This window comes from Pseudomonas sp. LS.1a, assembly GCF_022533585.1.
Taxonomy (GTDB): domain Bacteria; phylum Pseudomonadota; class Gammaproteobacteria; order Pseudomonadales; family Pseudomonadaceae; genus Aquipseudomonas.
This window is the reverse complement of the sequence record NZ_CP092827.1, coordinates 3,048,932-3,062,485: the sequence shown is the minus strand read 5'-3', so window position 1 is coordinate 3,062,485 and position 13,554 is coordinate 3,048,932. Positions and strand designations below refer to the sequence as shown.

The window sequence follows — 13,554 nt, the reverse complement described above, 5'->3', positions numbered from 1 at the left end:
GTGCACTCAGGCACTGAACAGCTGGCGGATTTGTTCGGAAAGGGCGGCAACGTCCTTGTCCAGCAACCAGTCCAGCGTCAGGTACACGGCGACGCAGACCAGCGCGATCAGCGCCAGGTACACCCACAGCGGCACCTCATGGCGCAGCATCTGCGACACCTGATCGGGCAGCGCCCAGTCCGGTGACAGTGCTTTGGGCGCCTTGCGGTAACGGGCAATATCCTGGCCCAGGGTATTGGCCAGGTAGCGCAGCTGGTCTTTCTGGCCGAGGCTGAACTTGCCCTCGAAACCCAGGGCCAGGCACAGGTGGTAGACCTCGAGCACATCGATGTTCTGCTTGACGTCGGCGCGCAGCGCATCGACCTTCTCGAAGAAGCCTTCACCAGCCAGGTGCACGCCGAAGTAGCGGAACTGCAGTGGCTGCAGTTCGAAGTGCTGGCGCAGTTGGTTGTCGCCAGCGCGCAGCACGCTCTCGTCGAGGAAGGCGCACAGCGCGTACTGGGTGTCCTTGACCTGTTCGACGCTGTAGTCGGCGGCGCGGGCTTCACGCTCCAGGTTGGCGAAGAAACGTTCCACGCTCCCTTCGAAGGCCTGCACCGAAGTGACCTGACGGCCACGACGCACGATCAGGGCCATGCTGATGAAGTCCTGGACCAGGTCCTTGAGCGTCGGTTTGTCGTTGGCGGCCGCGACGGCGCCCTGTTGCAATACGGCTTCGGTCATTTGAGCACCGCCATCAGTTCAAGCTTGAGGTTGGTAAAGGCGCTGGGCGCGTAGAAGCAGATGGTCTGGGCATTCATCATTCGCTCGTAGACATGGCCGTGCGGCTCGATGGCGAAATACTGGTTGTCCAGGCGCACCGGGATCGCATTGGGCAGCCGTGCGGCATGGTTGAGGGTGACGCCGGGCATGGCGCTGTTGACCACCACCTCGATGTCTTCCGGCGAGCCGACCTTGAACGCCCGCGGCACCAGTTCCAGCAGGCTGGCGCCGGGCATGTCGGCGTGTACCGAGATATAGAAGTCGGCCTCGGTCAGGCGCGGGTCGCGCAGCTGGCCCTGCCAGTACGACGGTTTGTTCTGGGTGAGGTTGATGACGATGCACTGGTTGGGCACGACGTTGTCGAGCATCACCCGGATCATCTCGTCGAGCTTGACCAGCGACGCGGCCGGGTCGTGGTGGTCGTACTCGGGGATGTTGCTGAGCTGGGTGTCCAGGGTGAAGGTCAACAGGCCACCAGCCAGGTCGGCAAGGAACAGGTACAGGCGTTCCGGGTGCAGGCGCGGGTGGGCCAGCAGATGGGCCAGTTGCGGGTGTGCGCGGTTGACGGTGTTCAGCAGCCAGAACAGGGTAACGTCGCTGGAGCCGAACTCGGCGATCTGGTCGGCACGCTCGCGGCGCCGGCCGGACAGGGCCTTGCTCTTGGCCTGCAGGGCGCCGAGCAGGCGCTTGCCGATGCCGGCCAGGGTCTCGTGGCTGCCCAGGTGCAGGGTCGGGTGGACGAAATGCGGGTCGAGATTGAAACCACCCATGCTGTTGCGGGTCAGCTTGGCCAGCGGGCAGTGGCTGTAGCCGTCCAGGCTGTCACCGTCCACCAGCAGCACCACGTTCAGACGCAGGCTGGTGATTTCGTTTTCCAGCTCGCCCTCGTTGAGGTCGGGCAGGGTATCGAACTGCTTGCGGAAACGCCGCGCGGCCTTGTGTTCCTGGCCGTCCTCGACGTAGTTCAGGCCAAACGGCTCGGGCAGCTTCAAGGCGGCATAGACCTTCAGGTCGTTGGCCTTGAGCAGGTCCTTGAGATCGCGGGCAGCCGGCAGCGGGTCGTGCTGCGGTGCGTCGTACAGGCTGCCATCGGGGAACACCAGCTTCAGGCGTTTGAGCTGCAGCGAACCACTGGCCAGGGCGTCCTCATCCACCTGCAGTGCCTGCACACCCCAATGGAACGGGGTAGTGCGCAGGGTCGCCTCGGCCAGCTGGTGCTGGTGGAACTCATCCTGGTACTGGAAGTGCTGGGGCAGCAGGAACATGCCTTCCGACCACATCACCCGGCTCTGCTTGCTCATTTGACGCTATCCACTAAAGAGTTGAAGGTTGAATCCATGGCGTTCTGCGCCGATTTGCCGGCGGCATCGCTGGCCTTGTCGAGCACGGCGTCCTGCACCTTGTCGGTGAGCGTCGGTGCGTTGTCCCCGGCCTTCTGCGCGGCTGCCAGCTGGTCGGCGGTCGGCGGTTTGTTCAGTACGTCCACGCCACGCATGGCGCTGATTTCGGTGTTGTCCACCAGCACCCGCAGGCCGTCGGAGGAGAACCAGATACCGTCCTTGCGCAGCGAGTTGGCGTCGAAGGCGACTTTCCAGCGCGCGTCCTGTTCGTCACGGAAGAACGCTGCCACGCCGACGTAGCGCGCGCTCTTGGCCAGCGGCCACTGGTCGATCTGGCCGATGCCCGGCAGCAGGGTGATTTCGCGGGCTTCCACCAGGGTGTTGCCCAAGGCCTTTTCCGGGGTGTCCCACAGGGTCTCGGCATCGGTCGCGGCGAAGCGTTCGAGGTCGGTCAGCTGGTACACGCGCATCACCACCGACAGCGGCTTGCCCTCGGCATCGGGGTTGAGCTGGTTGCCGCCGTCGGAGGTCAGGATGACCTTTTCGCTGTCGGCCAGCATGTCGGCCGCCCAGCTGTCTTCCATGCGCTTGCCGATACGGTCGGTGACCCCGCAGCCGGCCAGCGCCACTAGCAGGGCAGCTGCGGTCAGGCGTTTGAGGGTGGTGTGCTTGTGTTGCATGACGGCAAAACCTCCGGGTACTGGTCAGGCCAGGCGATAGGCGAAATCGCCATCGCTGCCCAGCTCGATCGCAAGGCGCTCGATCGGCGCGTCCTGGGCCATGCGCTCGAGCACGCGCTGGGCGAGTTCGGGCATCAGGGTCTGGGACAGGATGTTGTCGATGTTGCGCGCACCGCTGTCGACCTCGGTGCAGCGCGCGGCGATGGCCTTGACCAGCGCCTCGTCGTAGCTGAGCTCGGCCTGGTGGTTGCGGGCGAAGCGCTTGGCGATGCGTTGGAGCTTGAGGGCGACGATGCGCTCGAGGATCTGGTCCTGCACCGGGTAGAACGGCACGATGCTCAGGCGGCCGAGGAAGGCCGGCTTGAACACATGGTTGAGCTGGTCACGCAGGTCTTCGACGATCGCTTCGGGCGTCGGCAGCTCGGTGGCGTTCAGGCAGGTCTGCATGATGCGCTCGGTACCGGTATTGGAGGTGAGGATGATCACCGTGTTGCGGAAATTGATCTCGCGGCCTTCGCCATCGTCCAGCACGCCCTTGTCGAACACCTGGAAGAACAGTTCGAGCACGTCGGGGTGGGCTTTTTCCACCTCGTCGAGCAACACCACGCTGTATGGCTTGCGGCGCACCGCCTCGGTCAGCACGCCGCCTTCGCCATAGCCGACATAGCCGGGTGGCGAGCCCTTGAGGCTCGACACGGTGTGGGCTTCCTGGTACTCGGACATGTTGATGGTGATCAGGTTGCGTTCACCGCCGTACAGGGTATCGGCCAGGGCCAGGGCGGTTTCGGTCTTGCCGACGCCGCTGGGGCCAAGCAGCAGGAACACGCCGATCGGTTTGTTCGGGTCTTCCATGCGCGCCCGGGAAATCTTGATGCGCTTGCCGATTTCGTGCAGGGCGTGGTCCTGGCCCAGCACGCGTTCACCAAGCAGGGCCGGCAGGCGCTGCACGGTGTCGATCTCGTCCCGCAGCATCTTGCCCAGCGGGATGCCGGTCCAGCCGCTGATGACCTGGGCGATGGCGCCGCCGTCGACCAGGGCGTGGACCAGTGGCTGGTCGCCCTGCACGCGTGCCAGCTCGGCACGCAGCGCCTTGAGCTGGCCGGCATCGGCGTCGCTGGCGACGTCCAGCGCCTTGAGCTGTTCGACCAGTTCCAGTTCCCGCTGCCACTGCGTGTTCAGCTGCTGCTCCTGCTGCTGTTCGGCCTGCAGCGCGGCCTGCAGCTCACCCAGGCGGCGGGCGTGGTCGTGGCCCTTGCCGGCTTCGTGGCCGAGCACGGCGATTTCGGCATGCAGGTTGTCGATCTGGCGGCGGCAGTCTTCCAGGGCGCCAGGCTGCGACGATTGCGCCAGGGCAATGCGCGCGCAGGCGGTGTCGAGCACGCTGACCGCCTTGTCCGGCAGCTGGCGGCCGGTAATGTAGCGGTTGGACAGGCGCACGGCCTGCACCAGCGCTTCGTCCATCACCGCTACCTTGTGGTGCTCGCGCATCTTGCCGAGCAGGCCGCGCAGCATGTGGATGGCCTTGTCTTCGTCGGGTTCTTCCACCTTGACCACCTGGAAGCGGCGGGCGAGGGCGGCATCTTTCTCGAAGTACTTCTTGTATTCGGCCCAGGTAGTGGCGGCGATGGTGCGCAGCTCGCCACGGGCCAAGGCCGGCTTGAGCAGGTTGGCGGCATCGTTCTGCCCGGCCTGGCCACCGGAACCGATCAAGGTGTGGGCTTCGTCGATGAACAGGATGATCGGGTGCAGGCTGCGTTTGACCTCTTCGATCACTGCCTTGAGACGGTTCTCGAACTCGCCCTTGACCCCGGCACCGGCCTGCAGCAGGCCCAGGTCGAGGGTGTGCAGGGCTACATCCTTGAGCACCGCCGGTACGTCACCCTGGGCGATGCGCAGGGCCAGGCCTTCGACCACGGCGGTTTTGCCGACCCCGGCTTCGCCGGTAAGGATCGGGTTGTTCTGCCGGCGGCGGGTAAGGATATCGACCATCTGCCGTACTTCGAACTCGCGGCCCAGTACCGGGTCGATGCGGCCTTCGCGGGCGCTCTGGGTGAGGTTGACCGTGTACTGGTCCAGCGCCGGGGTCTTGCCGCCGGCCTTGCTCGTACTGTTCACTGGCGCTGCAGGGCTGGCCAGCGGGCTGGCCTGCCTGGACTCGGCGCTGCCTTCCACCAGCGCGGTAAGGTTCAGGCGCAGGTCATCGGCGTTGATTTTCTCCAGCTCCGGCGCCGAGGCGATCACCACGCGACGCAGTTCGGCATCATCGAGCAGGGCCTGCAGCAGGTGAGCGCTGCGCACCTGGCCGACGCCGTATTCGATCGATGCCAGCAACCAGGCTTGTTCGATCATGCGGGTGATGTGCGGCGACAGCGCCGGGGTGCGGGTATTACCTTTCTTGAAGGTGCCCAGGGCTGTGACCAGTTGCGCCTGCAGGCGTTCGGCGACTACCTCGTAGTGGCGCAGGATCGGCGCCAGGTCGCTGTCGCTGTTGTCGAGCAACTGCAGCAGCAGGTGCTCCACCTCCACGTCGTAATGGTGCTCCGACAGGCACAGGGCCGCCGCGCTTTCCGTGGCCGTGCGGCTGGTTTCGTTGAGCTTGGCGAACAGAGACTTCAGGTTCACAAGGCGACCCCATCGTAAGGAATGTGGAAGACGGCGCAACGCGAAGGCTCCGCGTCACGACCAGGGCGTTTGAGCCAGCCCAGCCAGCCCAGGGCGACATTGCCGCTGCGGCCCAGCTGGGCGCGTGGCACCGCCTCGCGCTTGAGGCGCGGGGCAATTTCGAAATCCAGTTCGGCGCCTATATAGAAGCGCACCAGTTCGACCAGCTTGCGGTAGCACGCGGTGCCCGGCTGGAAGCGCTGGTAATCGGCCAGGCCGAGCGGGCCCAGCTCGATGCGGATGCACGACTGGTAGTCCCACACCCGGTTGCCGGCTACGGCGCTGTGGCCGAGCTGGGCATTGCGGCGGCCGAGCTGGGTGCATTGTTCGGGCTGCAGGTGCAGCCAGCGCCCGGCGAACTGGCGGACCTTGATCGGCAGCGAGAAATAGAAGCCGAGCATGCGTTCGAGGTTCAGCGCATTGCGCGGCTTCTGGCTGAGCAGGCCGGCAAAATAGCTGAACAGCTCGCGGCGCAGCGCCATCGGTTGCTGCTCGAACTTGAGTTGCTGCGCGCGCGGGCCGAGGCCGACCAGGTTGAGCAGGTAGCCATCGAAGCCCGAAGTGCCATTGCGCTCGTGCTCGATATGGAATTTGTACTTCTGCCAGGCCTCGTAGAACAGCGTGGTCATGCGGTGCGAGAAGATGTCGAGAAACGCATGGGCGGCATCGTCGCGATACTGCACGTGGCGTTCCAGCAGCAGCTCTGTGTACGGGCGCGGCAGCACGCCCGACGGCCCGACCAGGCCCATGAAGGTGACCTGCACTTCCGACAGCGGCAGGCCGGCCGGCGACACCTTGCCTTCGCGCTCGAAGTGCAGGTCGCTGACCTCGCTGGCCGGGAACGCCAGCGACAGCTGGGTACGAAAACGCAGCGGGTCTTCGTGCGGCCGGGTTGCCAGGTCCATGCGCCCGGTGCGGCTGTAGTGCAGGCGGAGCAGGCGCACCAATTGAAAGAATTCGAATCGGTGCGGCTCGGCTCGGGCCTGATCGATCAGACCAGGGGCTGATCGCCGGTACGTGCTGGCCATTGGACGACTCTCTTTTCTCGTTGTTGGGTGCGCAGGGTCAGTTGGGTGAAGCTGTTCATCGAGCAGTACTGGCCGAAGAAGTGGTCCAGCACCATGCCGAACAGGAACACGCCGCTGCCGGTGAACTGGCTTTCGTCCAGGGTCAGGGTGATGCCGACGCCGCGCACGAAGTTCGGCCGTGGGTGGCCGATGAGTGCGACCACCGGCTCGCTGCTGATCGCCTTGATGCCGTTGATCTGTTTGCGAATGGCGGAAACATTGCGGTAGTTGTACAGCGACAACAGCTCCAGCAGTACTTCGCGGCCCTGGCTGACCAGCGACATATGGTTCAGCGACAGGTGGGCGATCAACCGCCAGATCAGGCCCTTGCCCAGGGGCACACGCACCGTGGCGGTGGGCTTGCGCAGGCAGCGGATATCCTTGATCACCGAGTTGGCGGGAATGTTGAAGTCACCACGTTCGCCGCCGAACGGCAGCATCAGCGGTACATCGCGGTTGCTGCAGGTAAGGCCGATGCTGAGGGTGTCGCTGCTGGCGTCGATCAGCTCCAGGTCGCGGTCGACCACGCGGATGCTCATGGCAGTGGCGTCACCCTGGTTGCGCCGGCGCGCCACCCAGAAGCTGCTGTGCGGGTCCTGCTCGCCACGGGGTTCGAAAAACGGGTGGCAGGTGGCGACCTGGTCGATGCCGCCGAGTTTGCGCACCCGCCGTACGCGGTCGATCGAGATCACTTCGGCAGCGTTGTGCAGCCGTGTATCGGGAGTGACCGGGTATTCGTGCTGGGTGTGGGTCAGCTTGATCGGCTCGGCTTGCTGGCGAAACAGGTTGATGATCGGTGTGCAGTTGAGCTTGAAGTTGTTGCGCCCGATGTTCTGGGTCAGCCGCGCCAGGCGCTCGCTGAGGTCGTAGTCGGAGAAATAGAAGTTGATCTCGACTTGCTCGATGGCCTTGCCCTGCAGGATGCGGGCAAAGCCGCTCAGGTCGAAGAACATGAACTTGTCGGGGAAGGTGAAGTACTCGTGCAGCAGGCGGTAGCCCAGGAACGAGCGCTCGGAGTAGTCCACCAGGCCTTCGTCACGGGCGTAGCCCACGGCTTTCAGGGCATCGGCCGGCAGGGCCACTTCGCGGCTGCGGCCCTGGTCGTGGAAGCTCAGGGTGGCTTTGGCCAGGTTGTTGAACAGCAGCTCGTACAGCTGCAGCATCAGGGTCGCTTCGCCGTCGAGGAAGAACCGCAGGCGGTCCAGTTCCATCTGCCCGAACAGGGCATCGCCGGTGGCTGTCAGGCGAATGCGCAGGCGTGCGACCAGGTCGGCGCTGTGGCCGTTGAATGCCGAGCGTTCCATTTCGGCGAACGAGGCTTGTTGCACTGCAATCGGCCACAGCTCTACCGGGTAGCAGGTGCGGAACTTGCACACCACGCCTTCCACGGCAGTGGCATGCATCTCGGTATGGCGCGCCACGTGGTAGGCTTCGGTGACTTTCTCGTGCTTGCCCAGGTTCAGCTCGGCAATCGACATCGACGGGGTAGGGCGCAGGTAGTGCGGGTACAGCACCCCGAGGAAGGATTCGACGATTTCCGGAAACTCGTCATCGAGCTTCTTGTGCACCCGCGCAGACAGGAACGAGAACGCCTCGATCAGGCGCTCGGTGTGCGGGTCTTCGCAGTTGTCGCCCTCGATCAGCAGCCGCGAAGCGATTTTCGGGTACTGCGCGGCAAACTCCTGGCCGAGGAAGCGCAGGTGCGACAGTTCCTTTTCGTAGTAGGGCAGCAGTTCGTCGAGCATCAGTTGAGGTTCTGCACTTTGTATTCCTGGGTGTTGACCTGCAGCACGGCGTCGAATGACACCTGGCGGCTGATGTCCTGCAGACGCAACACGGCGTCCACGCGGAAGGTCAACATGCGGTGGCCGTTCTGCTGGGCCAGCAGCTGTACGCGGACACGGCGAAAGCGCCGGTCCCCTGTGCTGATCGCCCGCTCCAGTTGCTGCTGGATGAGGCGGCGATCATGCGGGTCGAGCACGCTGCGGCTGATGAAGTCGGGCATGCCGTATTCGAGGATGGAGCCACCGAGCTGGCTGAAGCCCTCCAGCTCTTCGGCGACCAGGCACTGGCGGGTGTTCACCAGTACCTCGAGGTCACGGACGATGCTGGCCTTGTACTCGCTCAGCGAGCAGGTGCGTTGCGCGGCCGGCTCGGCCGACTGGTATGGACGGTCGTCCAGCAGTCGGTCGAGCAGCGAGGGCAGCAGGCGGGCCTGGTTACTCATGTGTCATCCCTGTACACACCGGCCTGTCAGCCGCGCGCGCCCTGTGGCAGCTCGGCAACCAGGCGCAGCGAAGCAGTCAGCTCATCCAGCTGGTAGTGCGGGCGCAGGTAGGTCACGGCCTTGTACACACCTGGTTTGCCTGGCACTTCGAACACCTCGGCGCGGGCTTCGCGCAGCGGGAACTTGGCCTTGGCCTCCTGGCTGGCGGTGTCGTCGAGCAGCACGTAGCTGGCCAGCCACTGGTTGAGGAAGCGCTCCACATCCATGCGCGAGGCGAAGCTGCCGATCTTGTCGCGCATGATCGCCTTCATGTAGTGGGCAATGCGCGAAGTGGCGAAGATGTACTGCAGCTGGGCCGACAGGCGCGCGTTGGCGTTGGCGATGTCGGTGTTGTACTGCTTCTGCTTCTGCGCCGACTGGGTGCCGAAGAACGCGGCATAGTCGGTGCCCTTGCAGTGCACCAGGGGGATGAAGCCCAGGTCCGACAGCTCTTTTTCGCGGCGGTCGGTGATGGCGATTTCGGTCGGGCACTTGAGGGCGATTTCGCCGTCGTCGGTCTTGAAGGTGTGGGTTGGCAGGCCTTCGACCAGGCCGCCACCTTCCACGCCGCGGATGGCCACGCACCAGCCGTAGCGGGCGAAGGCATCGGTAACGCGGGTGCCGAGGGCGTAGGCGGCGTTCATCCACAGGTACTTGTTGTGGTCACGGCCATCGACGCTTTCGACGAAGTTGAATTCTTCCACCGGGGTGGTGTCCGGGCCATACGGCAGGCGACCGAGCACGTGCGGCAGGGTAAGGCCGACGTAGCGCGAGTCTTCCGAGGCGCGGAACGACTTCCACTTGGCGTATTCCACGGTGTCGAAGATCTTTGCCAGGTCACGCGGGCCGGACATCTCGGTGAACGAGTCCCAGCCGAACAGCTCGGGGGAGGCGGCCGATATGAACGGGGCATGGGCTGCTGCGGCGACGTGCGAGATCTCCTCCAGCAGGTACATGTCTTCGGGGTTGCGGTTGAATTCGTAGTCACCGATCAGCATGCCGAAAGGCGCGCCACCGAAGGTGCCGTACTCTTCTTCGTAGACCTTCTTGAACAGCGCGCTCTGGTCGAATTCGCTGGCGGCCTTCAGGTCGCGTACCAGGTCTTTCTTCGAGGCATTGAGCAGGTGGATCTTCAGCGTAGTGCTGGTCTCGGTCTGGTCTACCTGGTACTTCAGGCCGCGCCAGGAAGCTTCCAGCTGCTGGAATTCGCTGGCGTGCATGATCTCGTTCATCTGCTCCGAGAGCATCGCGTCGATCTCGGCGATACGCGAATCGAGCACGGCGATCAGGTCCTTGCTCGGGGTCATCTCGCCCTCGAGTACCTGGTTCACCAGTTCGCCAATCAGGTCGCGGGTGCGGTTGCGCTCGGTGTCGGAGCGGGCCACGCGGCTTTGCGAAATGATGCTGTCGAGCAGCGAGGGCTGTGGCGCGAAGTTTTCCACTTCGACCAGGTCGCCGGCCTGTTGCGGTGCGGTTTGCTTGTCGGTCATGTTCGGGCTCCTGCTCAGGCGTGATCGCTGCTGGATGGGTCTTTCACTTCGGCTTCACGGCCGAATTCCTTGCCCAGGGTCTTGAGCTTCTCGGTGTTCTGCAGCACGTCCATCAGCAGCTCCTCGAGCTTGTCGTTGCCGCCCATCTTGTTGCGCAGGTCGGCCAGCTTGTTGCGTACCTCCAGCAGCTTGCGCAGCGGCTCGACCTGCTTGACCACGTTCTGTGGCTCGAAGTCTTCGAGGCTGTTGAAGTTCAGCTCCACGCCCAGCTGGGTGCCGTTCTTGGCCAGGGTGTTGTCGACACGGTAGGTCAGACGCGGCTTGATGCCCTTGAGCACGCCGTTGAAGTTGTCACGGTCGATGTAGACAAACTTGCGGTCCTTGAGCTTGGGCAGCGGCTCCAGCGGGTTGCCGGAAAAGTCGCCCAGTACGCCGACGACGAAGGGCAGCTCCTTTTTCTCGATGGCATCGCCGATGTCCACGTCGTAGGTGATATGGACCCGAGGCGCGCGAACGCGGTCGAGTTTGTGCTGAGTGCTTTCCTTCTTCGCCATCGTGTTCTCCAGTGCGAGCAATTCGCTGCGAATCATTGCGCGGCCCGTTGCCGGGCGCTGCGCGTTACAGTCCTTCGATCGTCAGCAGCAGGCGCTGACGGATTTCGTCGTTCATTTCCAGGATGTTGTCGCGGCCCACCAGCTCTTCGAAGCTGGTGTTGCCGGCAATCTGCGTGCTGCTGCGGATGACCGAGTCGTCAGGCAGTTCCGAGCGCACCGGCGAGCTGATGACGCAGAACGGCAGGTCGCCAAAGCCCTTGAGGCGCTCGAAGCTGAGGCTGTAGCGCAGGCCCTCGAACAGCCGGCCAAGGCCAGGCGACTTGCTCAGGCAGTAGAACAGCACCAGGTAGTGCACCACGAAGCGGTACAGCTCGGCGCTGCTGCGGTTGGGGTCTTTGATGACGTTGCGAAACCGCGCCAGGTCGAAGGCGTGGAAGCCCACCACCCAGCGGGTCGGGCTGGTGATGCGGATGACCTGGCCGCTGTGTTCCAGGGCCTTGTCGTATTCCAGCGGGAACAGTTCGGGGGTGGTGCTGATCAGGTTGAGCGGTACTTCCAGTTCGGTGACCAACTGGAACGGCGCAGCCGAGCCGATACGTTCGTAGAGTTCGACCAGGGCCTGGAAATGGCCCTGGGTTTCGCGCCCGCTGCTGCGCTGGGCGCCTTGCAGGTATTCGCCAAACAGGGTTTGCGGACGGATCAGCGGTGCCACGGTGGCGAGGTAATCCGCCGCCTGCGCCTTCAGCGCATCGGAGATCGCCCGCGTCTGGCTACGCAGCTTGATCAGTGCTTCGACATCGAATGTCTGTGTCATCGGTGCATCGTCCATGTGCCTGCTTGATCGTCCTGAAACGCCAATGGCGTGGACCTGAAATTGCGCCTCTCGACGGCGGCAAACTTGAGTGCTGGCACATGAATATCGTGTTGCCAGCAATGCCGAGTAGGGCACCTCGCTGCGGAAGAAGTTCCGGCGAGGAAGGCAATTTTTTCCCCGCTTTGTGATGTGACGCAATGATGGCGTCGTGATATTGACTGGGGTTTCGGGCGCGGGAAATGGGAGTTCAAGCCCTAAAATTTGGGTGTGCGAGGGGTATGAGCGTGAGAAAATTTCTTTGCAAAAGTTTTTTGCAAAAAGTGAATCCGGTCTCATTTTTTGCGCGGATCGTATTCTCCGGAGGTGTTGCCAAAGCACGTCTGGATGATGGCAGCGCGACGGAATGCGCCGCGCGCAAGGGTGTTATCAAGCGTGGTCCATCCGTTTGGATGGCCTATGCCGTACCTGCAGAGGCAACGGTCTGGTCAATAACCTTGAAAACGAGCATGATCACTATGGGTGCGGGCACGCCCGCGAAGCAGGCGACGCGGTGGATGGCCGCCTGCTCCGGTCGCGCAGGGGCAGGTCAGTGACATGGTCTGCGGTGGGCCTTTCCACCTCGCGCCAGGTGGATGAACTCGACGAGCTGGCTTGCGACAGCCATTGATGGCCACGCTACGTCGGCTAATGAAAAGTGACGGGTAGAGTCGAGTTCCATGATCACTACTGAACGTTTTTTTGGGGGCATTTGGGCGTTCTGGTTTTTGCTGCTGATGATTTCAGTGTTCATGCTGGGGGTGGCGCCAAAAATTGTCTTCGTGCCCATGGCAGTGGCGACAGTCATGACGTTCTGCTGGTGCGTGAAATGCGCTCATCGTTGACCCAGAACAATTGCCAGGCAGAGCCCGATATCACCAGCTTAGGGCAGGGCGAGTAGCCTCTGCCAAGCAGCGCAAGGGTCGTCAGAACCATAACGGCAGGGACGACGTAGAGCAGCGTCTTCAGCGAAAGCCCGAACATCAGCGCCTGGAAGCGGTGCAGTCGTGTGCCTGCGGGCGGGTCGAATTTTTTCCCGGTCCAGGCACATATCGCACAACCAACCAGCAGAATTGCCACCGCCGGCGGTGCCATGAGCAGGCCGAACGCGAGGTAAGGTGTTTCCACGACAGGCGCGCCACGCAGTAATCTGCCGTACAGCGGGAACAGGTAGTTGATGTAGGCGTAGACCGAGAAGGCCGCGACCAACAGCATGGCGATGATCATGCCGACAGCCAGCAGTCTGATATTAAGGGGCGATGATACAGATGAAGTTTATGAGTATCGAATTTTCATCTATAGAGCCCTGCTGTACTAGTGTTTCTCACTGCTGTGCATCAGCTTGCGTGCAAATAGCTCGATTGCCAACACGCTTGCAGGGTTGCTCGTCGCTGTTGTAAAAATCAGGTTTGAAGCAATATCGCACATCATTGACCCAGTACACCTTCCAGGCCGACCCTGAAATCAGGAGTTTCTGGCACGGGGTGTACCCCTTCGACCACAGGCCAAAAGTCACGAGTAATGCCAGCGCCGGCGCAATATAGATCATTGACCAAAGTGTCAATTTGTATGAGTTATGTTGAAAGCGGAACATCCGGGAATGGGGGGGCGGGTCGAATTTTTTCGCGCGCCAGCAGGCATGCAGTGATGTAACAACTATGATTGGGGTGACCGTACACATGGCGATGAGCATAAACACCAGATAGGGCGTCACCACGATTGGGGCATTCGTTAAGAGCCTTCCGAACAAGGAGAGTAGATTGCTCCCAAGCCAATAAGCTGACAGAATGCCCAATATCGAAGTTGCTAGGCCAGTCGCGAGGGCCATGAGACGAAACAGGTGGGGAGAGCGCTCGTGGAGCTCATGAGGTTGAATAGTCATGG

At 62.8% G+C, this 13,554-nt stretch carries 14 protein-coding genes; 1 reads left to right on the top strand and 13 read right to left on the bottom strand.

Annotated elements, in window-relative coordinates; genetic code table 11:
- Window positions 1–6 precede the first annotated feature (6 nt).
- The 10 genes from icmH to MKK04_RS14115 all read right to left on the bottom strand — a co-directional run bounded on the left by icmH (window position 7) and on the right by MKK04_RS14115 (window position 11,634).
- Window positions 7–723: a type IVB secretion system protein IcmH/DotU gene (icmH, locus tag MKK04_RS14160; RefSeq protein ID WP_207832653.1), complete on the bottom strand. Its 717-nt coding sequence runs from the start codon at window positions 721–723 to the stop codon at window positions 7–9.
- Entirely contained in the window at window positions 720–2,063 is a 1,344-nt protein-coding gene (gene tssK / locus MKK04_RS14155) for a type VI secretion system baseplate subunit TssK (protein ID WP_207832654.1), read from the bottom strand. The genes icmH and tssK overlap by 4 nt, the downstream gene beginning before the upstream one ends.
- Window positions 2,060–2,782, bottom strand: a complete 723-nt coding sequence (gene tssJ / locus MKK04_RS14150; RefSeq protein ID WP_207832656.1) for a type VI secretion system lipoprotein TssJ — start codon at window positions 2,780–2,782, stop codon at window positions 2,060–2,062. Before tssJ ends, tssK begins: the two co-directional genes overlap by 4 nt.
- Window positions 2,783–2,806: 24 nt before the next feature.
- Window positions 2,807–5,404, bottom strand: a complete 2,598-nt coding sequence (tssH, locus tag MKK04_RS14145; RefSeq protein WP_233694835.1) for a type VI secretion system ATPase TssH — start codon at window positions 5,402–5,404, stop codon at window positions 2,807–2,809.
- Entirely contained in the window at window positions 5,401–6,471 is a 1,071-nt protein-coding gene (gene tssG, locus MKK04_RS14140; RefSeq protein WP_207832661.1) for a type VI secretion system baseplate subunit TssG, read from the bottom strand. Before tssG ends, tssH begins: the two co-directional genes overlap by 4 nt.
- On the bottom strand, window positions 6,435–8,255 hold the full coding sequence (gene tssF / locus MKK04_RS14135; RefSeq protein WP_241105587.1) for a type VI secretion system baseplate subunit TssF: 1,821 nt from the start codon (window positions 8,253–8,255) through the stop codon (window positions 6,435–6,437). Before tssF ends, tssG begins: the two co-directional genes overlap by 37 nt.
- Window positions 8,255–8,737, bottom strand: a complete 483-nt coding sequence (tssE, locus tag MKK04_RS14130) for a type VI secretion system baseplate subunit TssE (RefSeq protein WP_233694837.1) — start codon at window positions 8,735–8,737, stop codon at window positions 8,255–8,257. The genes tssF and tssE overlap by 1 nt, the downstream gene beginning before the upstream one ends.
- Before the next feature lie 26 nt (window positions 8,738–8,763).
- On the bottom strand, window positions 8,764–10,266 hold the full coding sequence (tssC, locus tag MKK04_RS14125; protein ID WP_207832665.1) for a type VI secretion system contractile sheath large subunit: 1,503 nt from the start codon (window positions 10,264–10,266) through the stop codon (window positions 8,764–8,766).
- A 14-nt stretch (window positions 10,267–10,280) separates the two neighbouring features.
- A complete protein-coding gene (gene tssB / locus MKK04_RS14120; RefSeq protein ID WP_233694838.1) occupies window positions 10,281–10,820 on the bottom strand; it encodes a type VI secretion system contractile sheath small subunit in 540 nt (179 codons plus the stop codon).
- Between the two features lie 64 nt (window positions 10,821–10,884).
- Window positions 10,885–11,634, bottom strand: a complete 750-nt coding sequence (locus MKK04_RS14115; RefSeq protein ID WP_024087178.1) for a hypothetical protein — start codon at window positions 11,632–11,634, stop codon at window positions 10,885–10,887.
- Window positions 11,635–11,918: 284 nt separating this feature from the next.
- Between MKK04_RS14115 and MKK04_RS14110 the strand changes: the two genes are divergently transcribed.
- A complete protein-coding gene (locus MKK04_RS14110) occupies window positions 11,919–12,227 on the top strand; it encodes a hypothetical protein (protein ID WP_177342437.1) in 309 nt (102 codons plus the stop codon).
- Here MKK04_RS14110 and MKK04_RS14105 read toward each other — a convergent pair.
- The 3 genes from MKK04_RS14105 to MKK04_RS14095 all read right to left on the bottom strand — a co-directional run bounded on the left by MKK04_RS14105 (window position 12,221) and on the right by MKK04_RS14095 (window position 13,552).
- Entirely contained in the window at window positions 12,221–12,478 is a 258-nt protein-coding gene (locus MKK04_RS14105) for a hypothetical protein (protein WP_061552521.1), read from the bottom strand. The genes MKK04_RS14110 and MKK04_RS14105 overlap by 7 nt on opposite strands.
- Window positions 12,475–12,897 carry a hypothetical protein gene (locus MKK04_RS14100; protein WP_233694840.1) on the bottom strand — a complete coding sequence of 141 codons (423 nt, stop codon included), beginning with the start codon at window positions 12,895–12,897 and terminating at the stop codon, window positions 12,475–12,477. Before MKK04_RS14100 ends, MKK04_RS14105 begins: the two co-directional genes overlap by 4 nt.
- Window positions 12,898–12,994: 97 nt before the next feature.
- Entirely contained in the window at window positions 12,995–13,552 is a 558-nt protein-coding gene (locus MKK04_RS14095) for a hypothetical protein (protein ID WP_241105586.1), read from the bottom strand.
- Window positions 13,553–13,554 lie beyond the last annotated feature (2 nt).